At 72.7% G+C, this 16,196-nt stretch carries 14 protein-coding genes and 1 pseudogene; 9 read left to right on the top strand and 6 right to left on the bottom strand.

Going from position 1 to position 16,196, the window contains the following annotated elements:
* Positions 1–216: 216 nt before the first annotated feature.
* A complete protein-coding gene (locus AB0B63_RS21830) occupies positions 217–1,626 on the bottom strand; it encodes a benzoate/H(+) symporter BenE family transporter (RefSeq protein ID WP_357021529.1) in 1,410 nt (469 codons plus the stop codon).
* A gap of 124 nt (positions 1,627–1,750) precedes the next feature.
* On the opposite strand from AB0B63_RS21830, the gene AB0B63_RS21825 reads away from it, so the two are divergent.
* A complete protein-coding gene (locus tag AB0B63_RS21825) occupies positions 1,751–2,311 on the top strand; it encodes a helix-turn-helix domain-containing protein (protein WP_357021526.1) in 561 nt (186 codons plus the stop codon).
* Here AB0B63_RS21825 and AB0B63_RS21820 read toward each other — a convergent pair.
* Complete coding sequence (locus AB0B63_RS21820; protein WP_357021523.1) at positions 2,296–3,342, bottom strand: LuxR family transcriptional regulator; 1,047 nt, start codon at positions 3,340–3,342, stop codon at positions 2,296–2,298. The two genes, AB0B63_RS21825 and AB0B63_RS21820, sit on opposite strands and share 16 nt — an antisense overlap.
* A gap of 63 nt (positions 3,343–3,405) precedes the next feature.
* Between AB0B63_RS21820 and AB0B63_RS21815 the strand changes: the two genes are divergently transcribed.
* From AB0B63_RS21815 to AB0B63_RS21805, 3 genes are all read left to right on the top strand, one after another.
* Positions 3,406–4,125 (top strand): PP2C family serine/threonine-protein phosphatase, encoded by a 720-nt coding sequence (locus tag AB0B63_RS21815; protein ID WP_208565430.1) that lies wholly within the window; start codon positions 3,406–3,408, stop codon positions 4,123–4,125.
* 50 nt (positions 4,126–4,175) lie between these two features.
* Positions 4,176–5,384: a GNAT family N-acetyltransferase gene (locus tag AB0B63_RS21810; protein ID WP_357021519.1), complete on the top strand. Its 1,209-nt coding sequence runs from the start codon at positions 4,176–4,178 to the stop codon at positions 5,382–5,384.
* A 218-nt stretch (positions 5,385–5,602) separates the two neighbouring features.
* Positions 5,603–6,352 carry a ZIP family zinc transporter gene (locus tag AB0B63_RS21805; protein ID WP_357021516.1) on the top strand — a complete coding sequence of 250 codons (750 nt, stop codon included), beginning with the start codon at positions 5,603–5,605 and terminating at the stop codon, positions 6,350–6,352.
* Between the two features lie 536 nt (positions 6,353–6,888).
* Here AB0B63_RS21805 and AB0B63_RS21800 read toward each other — a convergent pair.
* Both AB0B63_RS21800 and AB0B63_RS21795 read right to left on the bottom strand, forming a co-directional pair.
* Entirely contained in the window at positions 6,889–7,971 is a 1,083-nt protein-coding gene (locus tag AB0B63_RS21800) for an NAD-dependent epimerase/dehydratase family protein (RefSeq protein WP_357021513.1), read from the bottom strand.
* Between the two features lie 280 nt (positions 7,972–8,251).
* Positions 8,252–8,959, bottom strand: coding sequence for a hypothetical protein (locus AB0B63_RS21795; protein WP_357021510.1), 708 nt, complete (start codon positions 8,957–8,959; stop codon positions 8,252–8,254).
* A gap of 502 nt (positions 8,960–9,461) precedes the next feature.
* Between AB0B63_RS21795 and AB0B63_RS21790 the strand changes: the two genes are divergently transcribed.
* The 4 genes from AB0B63_RS21790 to AB0B63_RS21775 are packed head-to-tail and all read left to right on the top strand — an operon-like array spanning position 9,462 to position 13,234.
* Entirely contained in the window at positions 9,462–11,870 is a 2,409-nt protein-coding gene (locus tag AB0B63_RS21790) for a nitrate- and nitrite sensing domain-containing protein (protein WP_357021507.1), read from the top strand.
* Entirely contained in the window at positions 11,867–12,298 is a 432-nt protein-coding gene (locus tag AB0B63_RS21785) for a roadblock/LC7 domain-containing protein (protein ID WP_208565426.1), read from the top strand. Before AB0B63_RS21790 ends, AB0B63_RS21785 begins: the two co-directional genes overlap by 4 nt.
* Complete coding sequence (locus AB0B63_RS21780; protein WP_208565425.1) at positions 12,295–12,660, top strand: DUF742 domain-containing protein; 366 nt, start codon at positions 12,295–12,297, stop codon at positions 12,658–12,660. Before AB0B63_RS21785 ends, AB0B63_RS21780 begins: the two co-directional genes overlap by 4 nt.
* A gap of 19 nt (positions 12,661–12,679) precedes the next feature.
* Positions 12,680–13,234, top strand: a complete 555-nt coding sequence (locus AB0B63_RS21775; protein ID WP_307798960.1) for an ATP/GTP-binding protein — start codon at positions 12,680–12,682, stop codon at positions 13,232–13,234.
* A 126-nt stretch (positions 13,235–13,360) separates the two neighbouring features.
* Here AB0B63_RS21775 and AB0B63_RS21770 read toward each other — a convergent pair whose 3' ends face one another.
* Both AB0B63_RS21770 and AB0B63_RS21765 read right to left on the bottom strand, forming a co-directional pair.
* Positions 13,361–14,767, bottom strand: a complete 1,407-nt coding sequence (locus tag AB0B63_RS21770) for a tryptophanase (protein WP_307798959.1) — start codon at positions 14,765–14,767, stop codon at positions 13,361–13,363.
* An 18-nt stretch (positions 14,768–14,785) separates the two neighbouring features.
* Positions 14,786–15,841 (bottom strand): tryptophan dimethylallyltransferase family protein, encoded by a 1,056-nt coding sequence (locus AB0B63_RS21765; RefSeq protein WP_357021501.1) that lies wholly within the window; start codon positions 15,839–15,841, stop codon positions 14,786–14,788.
* A gap of 260 nt (positions 15,842–16,101) precedes the next feature.
* Here AB0B63_RS21765 and AB0B63_RS21760 point away from each other — a divergent pair.
* A pseudogene (locus AB0B63_RS21760) lies at positions 16,102–16,196 on the top strand (deaminase); the annotation flags it as partial.

The following is a 16,196-nucleotide window of genomic DNA, read 5'->3' as shown; positions in this document are numbered from 1 at the left end:
GGCAGCCAGCAGGGATGCAGATGAGTCGTTGACGCCGTCAGCTCGAAAGGACGCGCAGAGGTAGTTCCCCCTCGGGGAACGGTGGCCGAGAAGGTTCGGCGCGACGCCCTCCTGACGCGGGAGCAGGTGCCGGGAAGGCGGGCGGAACCGCGTCGCGTCCCGCTATCCCGGGTGGGGCGCGGCGGTGGGGCGGTCGGACCGGTCGCCGCAGGCCCGTCAGGCGGCAGGGACGGGCCTGCGGCGACGGAAGAGCAGCAGCATCAGCCAGCCGGCGAGCAGTCCCCAGAACGCCCCGCCCACGCCGAGCAGGCTCACCCCCGAAGCGGTGACCACGAAGGTGACCACGGCGGCCTCCCGGCTCCGGGGATCGGAAACGACCGCCGACGCAGTGGCGGTCGTCGGCTCCGGCAGAGCAGTGGACGCCAGGACGGGGGTCGCGGGTGCCGGCAGAGCAGTGGACGCCACGACGGGGGTCGCGGGAACGAGGGGTACAGCGGAAGCGAAGGGCATGGCGGAGGCAGAGGTGGTGGCGGGAGACGGGGGCGTGGCGGGAACGAGGGGCGTGGCAGGAACGAGGGGCATGGCAGGAGACGGGGGCGCGGGGGGCGTGGTCAGGGCCGCGGTGAGGGCACCGGCCAACGCGCCGAGCAGCGCGAGCCCGGCGACCGCCTCGATGAGCACGGGCGGGGAGAGCAGCACCAGCGTGGTCGCCGCGCCGGCGCCGAGCCCGAGCAGCGCCAGGCCGATGCCGGCGGTCACCGAGGCGATCCAGCGCCGATCCGGATCGGGGTGGGCGTCGGGGCCGGCGGCGAGGGCGGCGGTGATCGCGGCGAGATTGACGGCGTGTCCGCCGGTGGCGGCACCGAGCGCACTGGCCAGCCCGGTGGCGCGCAGCGCCGGGGCGAGCGGTGGCCGGTAGCCGAAGCCGCGCAGCACCGCCGTGCCGGGCACGTTCTGCGCGGCCATGGTGACCAGGAACAGCGGCAGCGCCAGGCCGAACACGGCGGGCAGGGTGAACGTCGGCACGGTCGGCGACACCACCGGCCGCAGGTCACCGGGGGTGACTCCCACGCCGGTCGTGGTCAGGGCGATCGCCAACGCCGCCGCCACCAGCGCGGCCGGCACCGCCCACCGGGGGGCGAACCGGTGCAGCACCAGCCAGGTGACGATCACCGGGGCGGCCAGGGCCGGCACCTCGACCAGCGCGCGTACCGGGGCGGTGCACAGCGGCAGCAGCACCCCGGCCAGCATCGCGGCCGCCACCGGGGCGGGGATCGCGGCCACCGCACGGCCGAGGGCGGGGAAGAGGCCGGCGGCGACGATGAGTAGCCCGCACAGCGCGAACGCGCCCACGGCGGCGGGCCAGCCGCCGGGGACCGGCCCGGTGGCGACCAGCAGCGCCGCGCCCGGCGTGGACCAGGCGATGGCGATCGGCATCCGGTGCCGCAGGCCGAGCCAGGTCGCGCAGATCCCGGCGGCGACGCTCACCGTGAGCAGCCCGGAGGCGGCCTGCGCTTCGCTGGCGCCGACCGCCCGCAGCCCGGCCAGCACGACGGTGAACGAGCTGGCGAAGCCGACCACGGCGGTCACCACGCCGGCCAGTACCGGTTGCAACCGATCCCCCACCACAGCCTCCCTCGCGTCCGTTCCCCACCGACGACCCGCAGACCGCCCCGGCGTGCCGGGTCGGGTCGGGTCAGGTCGCCCATCGTTCCGTTTACGGAACGGCGGCGTGTAGCACCATAGCCGGATGACCCCGCCTCGCCCAGCCCGCCGGCCCCCGCTCGACGCCGACGCCGGGGCGGTCGGCCAGCGGATCCGCGCCCTCCGCGCCGAGCGTGGGATCTCCCTGTCCACGCTCGCCCGGGCCGCCGGAGTCGGGAAGGCCACCCTCTCGGCGCTGGAGAACGGCACCCGCAACCCCACCCTGGAGACGCTCTACGCGATCACCGCCCAGCTCGGCGTACCGCTGGCCGCCGTGCTCGCCGGGCCCGCCGCCACCCCGACCGTGCGGGGCGCCACGGTCGTCGCCACCCTGCTGGAGTCGTTCACCGACACCGACGCCAGTTACGAGCTGTACCGGCTACGGGTCCGCCCCGGCGGGGAACAGGTCTCCCCCGCCCACCGGCCCGGGGTCACCGAACACGTCACGGTCTTCGCCGGGATGCTCCGCGCCGGCCCGCTCGACGCCCCGCTGACCGCCGCCGCCGGTGGCCACCTGCGCTGGACCTCCGACGTGCCGCACGGCTACGCCGCCCTCGGCGACGAGGAGGTCGCCGCCAGCCTGCTGCTGCGCTACCCCCGCAGCTGACCCGCGCCCGGCACCCGGTGCTGCACCGCCCAGAGCGCCGCCTCGGTACGCGACGCCGAACCGGTCTTGCGCAGCAGGTTCGACACGTGCACGGTCACCGTCCGCACCGAGATGCCCAACGCCCGCGCGGCCTGCTTGTTGGACATCCCGGCGACCAGGCAGCCGAGCACGTCCACCTCCCGACCGGTCAGCTCGGCGTCGGGTGGGGCGGCGGGCCGGGGCACGGGCCTGCGCTCCGGGGTCCGCAGGTGCTCCGGCAGCGGCTCACGCACCAGCGCCGCCATCCCCCGACCCGCGTGCACGGCCAACAGCTCGGTGAGCGCGTACGGGTTGCCGCCGGTGCGTTGCCAGACCGCGGCACAGACCCGCGCCGGTGGCGGGCCCTCGTCGTACACCTGGGTGAGGATCTCGGCCACCTCGGCGACGCCGAGCGGGCCGAGATGCTGGCGCACCGCACCACGTACCCCGCAGAGGCGGGCCAGGACGCGGCGGGTGAGGTCCGGTGCGACCGCGTCGGCCGGCGGCCGGCTCGCCACCACCAGCAGCGCCGGCAGCTGCGGCGCGGTGGCCAGCTCGACGACCAGGTTGAGGCTGGCCGGGTCGAGGTCGTGCAGGTCCTCCACCACCAGCACGGCCGGGCCGGCACCCACCAGCAACCGGACGGTACGCACGGCGAGCCGCAGCAGCGTGCCGGGAGCGTACCGCTCGCGCGGCGCGGTCGGTTGCTGCGCCAGCCAGGCCAGCGCGTCCGGTGGCAGGTCCAGGGTCCCGACGTCGCGGACGCTGAGCACCGCCGCCAACCAGTCGTAGGGGGCCGGATCGTGCACCCGCGCCGTGCCGGTGAGGATCACCGCCGGGCGGGGAGCGAGGCGCTCGACGGCCGCCGCGACCAGCAGGCTCTTGCCCACCCCGGCGGCCCCGGTGACCACCGTGACGGCGGGTGCCGACCGGTCCGATCCGGCCACGGTGGACCACGCCCGGTCGAGCTCCGCCAGCTCTCCGACGCGACCCACCATCGACACCGGGATCATTTCTCCCACCCTACGTACTAGTGCGTAGAGACGGAGGGAGGGTGTATCCGGCAAGCTTGACGCATGACGCTGATCCTCCGCTCGGCCATCCTCAACGACGTCGGCCTGGTCCGCACCAACAACGAGGACTCAGCCCTCGCCGGTGAACGCCTGGTCGCGGTGGCTGACGGCATGGGTGGGCTGCCCGCCGGCGAGGTGGCCAGCGAGATCGTCATCCGCATCCTGGACGAGCTGGTCCCGCCCACCGGCACCGACGAGGCCGCCGAGGCGTTGCGGGCCGTGGTCTCCACCGCCAACCGCCGCATCCGCGCCGCCATCTCCGCCGACCCGGCCCGCGAAGGCATGGGTACGACGCTGACCGCCGGCCTGCTCGCCGGGGACACCCTGGTCCTCGCCCAGGTCGGCGACTCCCGCTGCTATCTGCTGCGCGACGGCGAGCTGACCCAGCTCACCCGGGACGACACCTTCGTCCAGGCGCTGGTCGACCAGGGTGCGCTCTCCCCCGACCAGGCCCGCCACCACCCGCAGCGGTCCCTGGTGACCCGGGCCGTGCAGGGGGCGGACGCGCCACCCGCGATCGGCGTGCTGACCGTGTTCGCCGGGGACCGGGTGCTGCTGTGCAGCGACGGGCTCTCCGACTACGTCGCCGACGAGGCGATCCACGGCGCGCTCACCAGCTACCAGGACCGCCAGCACTGCGGCGAGCAGTTGGTCAAACTGGCCCACCAGGCCGGTGCACCGGACAACGTCACCGTGGTGGTCTCCGACGTGACCGAGGGCTGAACCGGGCCAACCGGGTTGCGGCCGGCCGCCGGCCGGGTTGGGATGGACGGATGCTCATCCGTCGCCTGGCCGCCGAGGAACGACTGACCACCAGCTTCCCGCTCCAGGCGTACGCCTTCGAAGCGTCCCCGCTGAGCCGGGAACGGGTCGAGGCGTTCCACCGTTACCTGCCCTACAACAAGGGCAACCGGACGCTGGTGGTCGAGGAGGGCGGCGAGGCGCGGGCCACCGCCAGCGCCGTACCGATGCGGCAGAACCTGCGCGGCGCGGTGCTGCCGATGGCCGGGGTCGCCGGGGTGACCACCCACCCGCTGGCCCGCCGCCAGGGTTACGTGCGCGCCCTGCTGCGTCAGCTCCTCGACGAGATGCGCGACGGCGGGCACCCGGTGAGCGCGCTGTACCCGTTCCGGGCCAGCTTCTACGAGCGGTTCGGTTACGTGGGGCTGCCCCGGGCGCGTACCGCCCGGTTCTCCCCGGCCGACCTGGCACCGCTGCTGCGCGCCGAGCTGCCCGGCACGGTGACCTGGGAACGGATCGGCTCCGGGTACGCCCGCTACCGGTCATTCACCGAGCGGTGCCTGCGGGAGCGGCACGGCTTCGCGATCTTCCCCGAGTTCCGGGACGTCGGGCTGCGTGACCGGGACGACCGTTGGCTGATCACCGCGACGATCGACGGCAGCGTCGTCGGCGCGCTCACCTACCGGATCGACGACCACGGTGGTGAACTGGTCGGGGACGACCTGCTCGCCGCCGACCCGTACGCGCGCGCCCTGCTGTTGCAGTTCCTCGCCCGGCACGTCGACCAGGTGGAGCGGATCAGCCTCCAGCTCCCCGCCGACGACCTGCCCGAACTGTGGCTGACCGATCTGGCCGTGCACGTCGAGGCCCGGGTGACCCGACCCGGTTCGCCCGCGCCGATGGCCCGCCTGCTCGGTGTGGACGCCCTCGCCGGGCTGCCCGCCGGGCCCGGCCGGGTCCGGGTGGAGCTGGTCGACGACCGTTGGCTCGCCGGCACCCACCTGCTCGACGGCACCTCCGGCCGGTTGGAGCTGTCCTCCGCCGGCCGGTCGGTGGTGACCTCCGGCGTCGCGGTGCCGGCGGTCACGCTCACCGCCGCCGGGTTGTCCGCGCTGGCCTACGGGGTGCTCGACCCGGCCGAGGTGCACCTGCGGAGGCTGGGTGACGTCGGCCCGGCGGCGGCGGCGGAGCTGCGCCGGCTCTTCCCCCGCGCCCTGCCCTACCTCTTCGCCGATTTCTGACCATCCGATCCGCGCCGCGTCCCCGGCCACCCGGATGCCGCCGGGTCGCCGGGCAGCCCGGGTGCCGCCGGGTCCCGGCCACCCGGATGCCGCCGGGTCGTCGGGCCACCCGGATGCCGCCGGGCCACCCGGATGCCGCCGGGCAGCCCGGGTGCCGCCGGGGCGGGACCGGGCGCGGGTCTGGTTGACGCGCTCCCTGGGCGGGTACGGTCCCCGGAATGCCACAGTGGTTGCAAGCCGGGGCGTGGGGCCTGTTGGCCGGTTCCGCCCTGCTGATCGGGGCAGCCGTCGGGTACTTCGCCCGGGTACCCCGCACGGTCGTCGCGTCGATCATGGCGTTCGGCGCGGGCGTGCTGCTCTCCGCCGTGTCGTTCGAGCTGATCGCCGAGGCGCACGATCAGGGTGGTCTGCTGCCGACCGCGCTCGGGGCGACGGGCGGGGCGCTGGCGTACACCGGGGCGAACGTGCTCCTCGCCCGACGGGGCGCCCGGCACCGCAAGCGGTCCGGCCAGGAGCAGCCCTCCGAGCAGGAGCAGCCCGGTTCCGGGTCGGCGATCGCGGTGGGTGCACTGCTCGACGGCGTACCCGAATCGGTGGTGATCGGCGCGAGCCTGCTGACCGGCGGCCCGGTCAGCCTGGTCACCGTGGTCGCGGTGTTCCTCAGCAACGTACCGGAGGGGCTGTCGAGCGCCGCCGGGATGCGCCGGGCCGGCCGCTCCCGCCGCTACGTCTTCGCACTGTGGACGGCGATCACCCTGATCAGCGGGGTCGCCGCGCTGCTCGGCAACACCCTGCTGGGCGGTGCCCCACCCGAGGTACTGGCCACCATCACCGCGCTGGCCGCCGGGGCGATCCTCGCGATGATCACCGACACCATGGTCCCGGAGGCGTTCGAGGACGCGCACCTGCTGGTCGGCCTGATCACCGTCCTGGGCTTCCTCACCGCGTTCGCCCTCTCCCACGCCTGACCCACCCCACCTGACCCGCCAGCCCGCACACCCACATCCCCCCTCCGCATACCGAGCCCCGCGCTGCGCCACCCCACGCCACCCGCCACACCCCGCACCGCACCGCGCCACCCCGCACTGCGCTGCGCCCCCGCACCGCACCGCCCCACGATGCCCCGCACCGCACCGCCCCACGCTGGCCCACACTGCGCTGCGCCACCGCCCCACGCTGCCCCGCACTGCGCTGCGCCACCGCCCCGCACTCGCCAGGCAAGATCGTGCTCGATCCTGGTTGTAGTGGCATCCGAGCGGGCGGAGACCACTACAACCAGGATCGAGCGTGACCTTGCCGGCCGCACGAGCCGGCCACACACGAACAGGACGCACACGAGCCGGCACACACCAACAGGCCGCGCGTGCCGGCCACACCCGAACGGGCCGTACACGAACAGGCCGCACGCAAGCCGGCCACACGAGCAGGACGTGCACGAGCAGGACGTGCACGAGCAGGACGTGCACGAGTGGGTCGGTCCGGTGCAGGGGCGGGGTGTCGCCGGTCAGTAGGGGTCGCCCTGGCCGGGGGCCCGGCCCCGGAGCAGGCCGGCGGGGCGGCCGGGCAGGTCGGTGTCGCCGGACATCGGCGGGCCTGCGGTGTGCGCGCCGTGGGCCATCCCGGCGAACAGTTCCTTCAGCGCGGTCACCGCGTCGATCCGTGGCTGCCAACCGAGTTCGGTCTCGGCCCGTGCGCTGGACATCAGCGGTGCGTTGAGTCCCAGTTCGACCCAGCCGGCATCCACCGGTTGCAGCCGCAGCCGCCAGGTCAGCGCGGCGGCGGTACGCAGCACCGGGGCGGCCACCGGCACCGTCCAGCCCTGGAAGTGCCGGGCCACCAGCTCCGGGGTCAGCACCGGGTCCACGGCGACGTTGAACGCGCCGCGCGCCTCACCGAGGACCGCCCGGGCGTACGCGTCGGCGACGTCGTCGGCGTGCACCGCCTGCATCCGTAGCCGACGGTTGGCCGGTACGAGCGGAATCCGCCCGTACCGCAGCAGCCGCACCGGGGCCAGCGGCCCGAGGAAGTACCTGGTGATCTCGGTGCCCGCGTCCCGTTGGAAGATCAGCCCGGGGCGCAGCCGGACCACCCTCAGCTGCGGGTGTGCCGCCTCGACGGTGTCCAGCATCGCCTCGACCTCGGCCTTGTCCCGGCTGTACGAGGAGCCGGGCACCCCGGTCGCCGGCCACCGCTCGCTGATCGGGTGGTCCTTCGGGCCGGGCGCGTAGGTGCCGACCGACGAGGCGTACACCAGGGCGGGCACCCCGGCCCGGACGACGGCCTCGGTCACCGCGCGGCTGCCGCCGACGTTGGTCCGGTGCAGGGTGCGTTGGTCGTGGCTGGGTTGGATCTGCCAGGCCAAATGCACGACGGCATCGGCCTGCGTGAAGATCGCGGTGAGCTGGTCGACCGCGCCCGGCGCCCCGACGTCGCAGGAGTGCCAGCGCATCCCGGCGTAGGGTGCCCCGGCGTCCGGGCCGGGCAGCCGGCGGGCGACGCCGACCAGGTCCAGCCCCGGTTCCCGGCCCAGCCGGCGCAGCACCGCCGTGCCCACGTTGCCACTGGCCCCCACGATCACGATCCGCATACCGGCTGCGGTACCCGCTGCACCCGACTCCAACCCCGCACCGCATCGCCGACCCCGAGGCCAGGTCGAGCCCGCCGTGGCCAGACCGACCCCGAGGCCAGGTCGAGCCCGCCGTGGCCAGACCGACCCCGAGGCCAGGCCAGGCCGGCCGTGTCCAGGCCGACCCCGAGGCCAGGCCCAGCCCGCCGTGGCCGCCGGCAAGGGGCGGCGTTCGGTCGACCGGACGCCGCCCCTTCGCCGTGCCGGACGGGGCCCGCCGGCACCGTCTCCCGATCGCGGGTCAGCCGCCGGCCGGGGTACGGGCCGGGCCGTTGTCGACCAGCCGGAACGTGCTCCGCAGCGGCGCGTCGCCCAACTCCTCCAGGATCAGCCCACGGCTCGGCGAGAACTGGAGGAACGCCGAGTTGTTGCTGATCGCGTACGCGCCCTTGCCCGCGCTCGCGATGGTGAACAGCTGGGCCGACTTGCGGGGGTTGCAGGCCGCCCCCTCGACGGTGAGCGACCCGCCGTTGGCCGGGTTGACCACCTGCCAGCAGGCCGGGTCGTCGCTGGCGGGGTGGTTGTCGCGCTTGCCGTACGACTTGATCAGGTATTTGCCGGCACCGGCCGGCGTCGGCACGAACAGTTGGCGTCCGCTGTCGTCGTCGACCTCGACCAGCGCGCCGCCGTCCAGGGACACCCCGGACTCGGTCGACTGCACGCGGACGATGGTGACCTCCCGCTTGCCGGACAGCACCGGGGTCACGCTGGCCGTGGTCGCCGGCTTCCCGGTGGGCTTGGACGGCGCCGGGGTCGGCGGGGACGTCGCCGGGTCGGCGGGCAGCGCCGTGCCGCTGGGCGTCGCGGCAGCGGACGGCGTGCCGGTGCTCGACGGCGTGGCGCTGCCCGACGCGGCCCCGGTGGGCGTGGCGGTGGTGTCCCCGCAGGCCATCAGCGCCCCGGAGCACACCAGCAGCGCCATCCCGGTAATCCACTTCACCTTCGCCATGCCGTGCTCCTCCACCCGGCCCCGCGGTCGTTCGCGGGGGTCGTCCACCTGAGCTTCCCGCCAGCGGTGATCGCACCGCGGCACACACTGGACGCCGGTGACCGTCCGCCGGTTTCGTGGTGTCCGGAGAAATTCTGCGGGGTGCTCCGGTCGGGCGTTCCCGGCGCGCTTCCGCCCCACTGCCGTGACACACGTCACGTCATTCGGGTGGGCGTGATCGACCACGGCTCATTCCGAATGTCTGACCAGTACGAATGGCGCGACCGTCCACAGTCGCCGGATTGTGGCCCGGTGCCTGACCGGATAGACGGTAGGGTTGGCACACATCGGCGTCGACCAGTGGCGCAGGACCGCTGGTGTCTATGGCTTGACCAGGATTGGATACGACGACTTGGCGCACAAACAGGCCGACCGCGAAGACCCGCGCCGCGCCTCAGACGATCAGGCCCCCCCGACGACATCGGGTCGGCGTGCCGGTCGACCGCAGTCAATCAAACGACGCGTGATCAGGCTGGTGCTCATTCCCAGCGTCGTCGCCCTGGTCGTCTGGCTCGTCGCCTCCGGCTATCTCATCTTCCAGGGCTTCTACAACCGTCAGGTCGCCAACAGCGTCCGGCAGGTGTCGATCCCGGCGGTGTCCGCGTTGTCGTCGATCCAGCAGGAACGGCGGCTGAGCGTCAGCTACCTGACCCAGCCGTCGCGGGACCTGAGCAGGCTCATCGAGCAGCGGCAGCAGACCGACCAGCTGCTGGCGGCCCTGCGCCCCGCCGCCGACTCGGCGCTGGCCAGCGCCCCGGACTCGATCGTGACGCGGTGGGAGACGCTGGCCGACCTGTTGGACGAAATGGCCAGCGTACGGAGCACCATCGATTCCCGGTCCGCCAACGGGACGGGTGTCTACGATTTCTACAACCGGCTGCTCGACGCCGCGACCGGCCTCTTCGACACGCAGGCGAGAATCGTCCCGGACGTCATCGCCGCCCAGGGTGGCATCGCCGCGACCGAGGCGTTCCGGGCCAGTGACCTGATGTCGCGGGCCGGTTCCACCATTGACGGTGCTTTCGGTGCGCGCACCCTCAGCCCGGAGGACCATCTCGACTTCACCAACCTGGTGGGGGCCTATCACGCCGGCCTCACCAACGTGGCGCCACACCTGGAACCGCAGGCCCGCCGACGCTATGCCGAGATCACCGCGAGCGACTCCTGGAAGCAACTCGTCGCGGCGGAAAAGGCGCTGGTCAGCAATGGGCCCTGGCGTTCCGGGGCGCCCCGCGCGCTGTCGTTCAACCGGGCCCAGTGGGAAACCCTCACCCGACAGGTCTCCGACGATCTGATCAATCTGACCGTGGTGCAGGCCGACACCGTGTCGGCCCGGACGCTGCGTACCGGCAACACCCAGCTCCTGACCGCCTCCCTGGGCAGTCTGATCGCGTTGCTCGTCGTCATCGCCGCGATCATCTGGGCGGTCCGCCAGTCGCAGATCCTGGTGGACCGGGCGCTGTCGGTCCGCCTGGCCCAGTTGGGCCGGGACGCCGAGTCGGTGGTCGACAAGCAGCTACCCGCCATGATGGAGCGGCTACGCCGGCGGGAGAAGGTCGACCTGGCGGCCGAGTTGCCCCTGCAGGATTACGGCAGCGACGAGATCGGTCGGGTCGCCGAGGTGATCAACCGCTCGTTGCAGGCGGCGGCGGGCGCTGCCGTCGACGAGGCGAAGACCCGGGCGGCGGGCATCGCGATGCTGATGGGTGTCGCGCGCCGTCCGCAACGCCCGCTGCAACGCGGTCTGAAGGTCATCGAGGATCTGCAGAACCGGATCGGTGACGAGAAGCTGCTGGCGGAGCTGTTCGACATCAACCACCAGCTCACCCAGACCCGCCGTTTCCTGGAGAACCTCGTCATCCTGGCCGGCGGCCAGATCGGTCGCCGCTTCCAGAACCCGGTGCCGGTGCGGCGGGTGCTGTTGGCGGCCTTCGCGGAGGCCCAGCAGTACCAGCGAATCACGTTGCGCAGCGCACCTGACGTGGCGGTGGTGGGGCCGGCGGTCGCCGGCACCGTCCACCTGGTGGCCGAGTTGCTGGACAACGCGTTGGCGTTCTCCCCGCCGGAGACCACGGTCTGGGTCACCTGCATCGAGGTCAAGCGCGGCATCGCGGTGGAGATCGAGGACGCCGGCGTGGGCATGCGGGCGGACGCGCTGGAACGGGCGAACGAGCTGTTGGCCACCGCGCCGACCCCGGACGTGACGGCGCTCAAGGACGGCGCGCAGGTCGGTCTGCACGTGGTGGCGGAACTGGCCAAGCGGGACGGCGTCCAGGTGAGCCTGCGCGCTTCGGCGTACGGGGGTCTGCTGGCGATCGTGCTGCTGCCCGACCGGGTGATCGCCACCGACCCGTTCCCCGCCGACCTGGACCGCACCGACCCGGGCGTCCTGCCGCTCGGCACGGTCGCCACGGCGATGTCGCGTCCCGGCGTCGGTGCGGTGCTGCCGGTCGGCGGTGGCCGGCGTGAGCTGCACCCCGCCGCCGGGGCCCGGCCCGCCGCCATGGTGGCCACGGCGGCGGGTGGGTCGGTGCAGGCACCGGCCGATCCTGCCGGGGGCCGGCAGCCTGACCGCATCGGGGGCATCATGACCGACGTTCCGGCGCAGCGTGGTGCGGTCCGCAGTGGTGCGTCCGGCCCTCAGGTCGCCGACCGGCCCCCCCTGCCGCACCGACGGCCGCAGCAGCATCTCGCTCCCGAGCTGCGCGAGGACGGCCTGCCCGCACCGGCGTCCGAGGCGGCCCCGGCTGCCGTGCGGTCACCCGAGGAGGCCAGGGACCGGTTCACCAGATACCAGCGGGCCTGGGCCGCTGGTCGGGCGGCGAAAAACGGAGATCCAGCCAGCAGAGACGACCAAGGCAGGAAAGTATGACCCACTCGGCACCGCAGAACGATCTGACCTGGATCCTGGACGATCTGGTAGAGGTCCCTGACGTTGTCTACGCGGTTGTCCTGTCCACCGACGGGCTGATCGTGCAGAAGTCCACGTCGCTCCCGCAGGACGCCGGGGAGCTGCTGGCGGCCGGCGCGTCGTCCCTGCACAGCATCGCGGCGGGGATGGGCCGACGGTTCGACAGCGGCCCGGTCCAGCAGGTCATCATCGAGTACGAGGGACGGACGCTGTTCGTCGCCGCCGCCGGCCAGAACGCCCGGTTGGCGGTGCTCTGTGAACAGTCCGTCGACATGGGCACCGTCGCGTACGAGATGAGTCGCCTGGTGACCCGGATCGGCGACTACCTCGGCTCCGAGGCCCGCCTCGACGGCGTGATGCTCGCCGACCGACCCGGACTGAAATCGTGACCCACGACGTGTGGGACGGCGACGACGAGGCGGAGGCCGGCCGGCTCGTGCCGCTCTACATCCTCGTCAACGGGCGGACGAGTCCCCGTAACACCAGCCTCGACCTGGCCACCCAGGTGATCGCCCTGCCGGCCGACCAGACCCGGCTGGAGCAGGAATACCGGGAGATTCTCCAGCAGTGCACCGGTTGGATCTCCATTGCCGAGATCGGCGCCTACCTGCACCGTCCGCTCACCATCACCAAGGTGATGGTCGACGTGCTCCACGAGCAGGGCTTTCTGGACATCGGCTCGCCGGCACAGGAAAAGATCGCCGACCGGTGGCTGCTGGAGACGGTACTCGCCGGCCTCCAGCGGATCTAGACAAGAGGGACTGATACACGTGGATCGGAAATCGGTGAAGGTCGTGGTGGCGGGTGGCTTCGGCACCGGCAAGACGACCCTGGTCGGATCGGTCAGCGAGATTCCGCCACTGGTCACCGAGGAGGTCCTCACCCAGGCCAGCATCGGTGTCGACGACATCACCGGTGTCGAGGGCAAGACCAGCACCACTGTCGCGTTGGACTTCGGTCGGATCACCATCAGCAACGACGTGGTGCTCTACCTGTTCGGCACCCCGGGGCAGGACCGGTTCTGGTTCATCTGGGACGAGCTGGCGCAGGGTGCGGTGGGCGCGATCGTGCTGGTCGACACCCGCCGGCTCGGCACCAGCTTCCCGGCGGTCGACTACTTCGAACGCCGGGGTATCCCCTTCGTCGCCGCCGTCAACCGCTTCTACGGTGAGTGTCCCTACACCGAGGAGGAGATCCGCGCCGCGCTGGAGTTGGACGAGACCGTGCCGCTGCTGTGGTGTGACGCGCGGGACCGGGCCTCCAGCAAGCAGGCGTTGATCGAGTTGGTGCGGCACGCCCTGGCCCGGTTGCCCGCTACGGCCTGAGCGGCGGGCGGCGGCCTCCGACCCGCCGGGCGGCGACCCACGACTGTGGTGCCGCCGGCCAGGGCGGTGGTGCACGCCGGCCCGGGCCGTGGGGCCCGGGCCGGAGCCGCAGCGTCGCGGGTGGGGTCAGTCGGCGCTGCCCGCCGCCGTCAGCGGCGTCAACCGCACCTTGAAGTGACGCAGCAGGGGTGGTGACGAGACCACCCGGTACCCGGGGACCCGCCCGGGTTCCTTGGCGATGTCGGCGAGTACGGCGGCCACGTATTCGAGGTGGGTGTCGGTGTAGACCCGGCGTGGGATGGCCAGGCGCACCAGCTCGAAGGGGGCCGGGGTGACCAGCCGGTGCCGGTCGTCCATCCCGCCGAGGTAGAGCGAGCCCAGTTCGGCGCAGCGGATGCCCCCGTCGAGGTAGAGCTGGCAGCCGAGGGCGTGGCCGGGGAACTCGTGCGGCGACAGGTGCGGCAGCAGCCGGCCGGCGTTGAGGTAGAGGGCGTGGATGCCCGCCGGTTGGACGGTGTCCACCCCGGCCTCGTTGATCAGCTGGGCCATTCGGGCGGTGGAGGCGGCCCGGGCCCGTAGGTAGCCGGGGTCGACCACCTCGCGTAGCCCCTGGGCGAGCCGTTCGAGGTCGTGGCCGGCCAGCCCGCCGTAGGTGGAGAAGCCCTCGGTGGCGATCAGGTTGGCCTCGCACCGGGCGTGCAGGTCGTCGTCGCGTAGCCCGATGAGCCCGCCGATGGCCGACAGGCCGTCCTTCTTGAGGCTCACCACGCAGCCGTCGGCGAGCCCGAAGGCGTGGGTGGCGATCTGTCGTGGCGTCCAGTCCTGGTAGCCCGGCTCGCGCTGCCCGACCAGCCAGGCGTTCTCGGCGAACCGGGCCGCGTCCAGGAAGAACGGCACCCGGTGGCGGCGGCACAGGTCCCGCACGGCGGTGAGGTTGGCCATCGACACCGGTTGCGCGCCGAGACCGTTGTTGGTGATGGTCATCAGGACCAGGCCGACCCGGTCGCGCTCCGGCCCGGTGAGGGTACGTTCCAACGCGTCGAGGTCGATGTCGCCCTTGAACGGTTCCGGGCTGTCGAGGTCGAACGCGGCCGGGCAGGGGAGGTCCCGGGGTTCCGCGCCGGCCAGCTCGACGTTGGCGTGGGTGGTGTCGAAGTGGGTGTTGCTGAGGCAGAGCTGGCCGGGCTTGAGCAGGCCGCTGAAGAGCACGCGTTCGCCGGCCCGGCCCTGGTGCACGGGGAGGATGTGCGGATAGCCGGTGAGGTCGTGGACCTCGTCGCGGAACCGGAACCAGGAGCGTGCCCCGGCGTACGACTCGTCGCCGAGCGCGGCGGCGGCCTCCTGCGCCGCCGAGGTGGCCCCGGTGCCGGAGTCGGACAGCAGGTCGACGGTGATCTGGTCGGCGCGCAGGTTGAACGGGTTGTATCCCGCCTCCGCGAGGGCCGCCCGCCGCTCCTGCGGGCTGAGGAAGGGGATCGGCTCGACCACCTTGATCCGGTACGGGGGCAACATCTGGTGCAGGTCCACGACCACGGTTCGCTCCTTGGGGGATCAGGGGTGTCGAGCGCCGGCCCGGCCGGTGGGGGTCGCCAGTGCCACGAGGTCCACGGTCGACGGTCGGCGTACCGGGGGGCTCACCTGGTACGCCTCGGCGGACAGGTAGACGGTCACCCCCGGGCGGGGGGCGCCCAACCGCAACGACAGGTGCGGGATCAGCCCGACCCCGTCGCGTAGCGGTCGGCGGGCCACCGCGGCGAGCGCCCGGTCCAGCACCGTGCGGTCGAACCCGTAGCGGTCCAGTACCGCCACCACCCGGTCGTACGCCTCCTCGTCGTCCCGGACGTAGCCCCGGATCGGCACGTAGAGGCTGTAGCCGACGGGCCGGTCGACCCCCTCGACCAGGGTGTAGCTGCCGACCAGCGGGAGACCGGCGAACCGGGTCCGGCCGCCGCCGGCCAGTGCGGCGAACTCGGCGAGGCTGGTCGCGTCCACGTCGTGGACCACGCCGGCCGCCCGGACGACGTCGGACACCTCGGCGTCGTGGTGGGTCAGGTAGAGCTTGACCCGGGCCTGGGCACCGTCGTGCAGGTCGAGGGCGAAGAACGTCAGCCGGTCCCGGTGACCCAGTTCGCCCGGCCGGATGCCGTGGTCGAGCATCGCCCGGTAGGACCGGTCCAGGCCGAGTCGGTGCAGGGCCTCGGAGACCAGGCCCGGTGCCCGGTCGACCCCGCGGAGTTCCGGATTGAGGTAGACCTTGAACTCGGGGCGTCGTCCGTTGCGGAAGACCAGTGAGCACCAGAGGGCGAAGACACCCTGCGGGTCGTACGTGGCGAACAGGTCGCGTACCGAATCCAGCCGGGTGGTGGAGAGTCCGGCGCGGTGCGCCTGCCGGTCGAGGAACCGCCGGGTGGCGAACATGTTGGTCAACCGGCCGGGTGGCGTTCCCAGCGTCTCGCCGAGAATCCGCACCGTGGGCGGTTCGGTGCCGCTGAAAGCGATGGAGAACTCTACCGGAGTGTGATCGTCGGCGATGTTGGACGGCCAACGCGGCGGGGCCGACAACGGCTGCGGGCCGACGGGCCCGAGCAGGCTTTCCAGCAGTTCCACCGGTTCTGCCGCACTGATTCCGCTGGCCTCGCACAAACGCCTCAGCTGGTCGCTCAGGCGATCGGAAAGGGACACCTCGTCCATCAATTCTCTCTCCTGATCATGCCGGCGACCAAAAGAGACCTTAGGAAGCGTTTATCAAGAAGGTCAAGATTGATCACAACTTGCAATGACATAACAGGATCGAGACTGTCAAATCACCCTGAACAATTACCCAGAGTCGCGTACAGGATACGTCACGCGGAGTTGCCGTCCGGCGGGCACCGACGACGACGGAGTGGGCGGTCACGCTGGAGTCCAAACCGAAGTACGTGGTGTCGACGACGCGCACCGACTTCCCCTGGACCAACAGTCA

The organism is Micromonospora sp. NPDC049081 (assembly GCF_040648835.1).
In the GTDB taxonomy this organism is placed as follows: Bacteria; Actinomycetota; Actinomycetes; order Mycobacteriales; family Micromonosporaceae; genus Micromonospora; species Micromonospora antibiotica.
The sequence above is the reverse complement of the archived record's forward strand: the minus strand, read 5'-3'. Positions and strand labels throughout refer to the sequence as shown.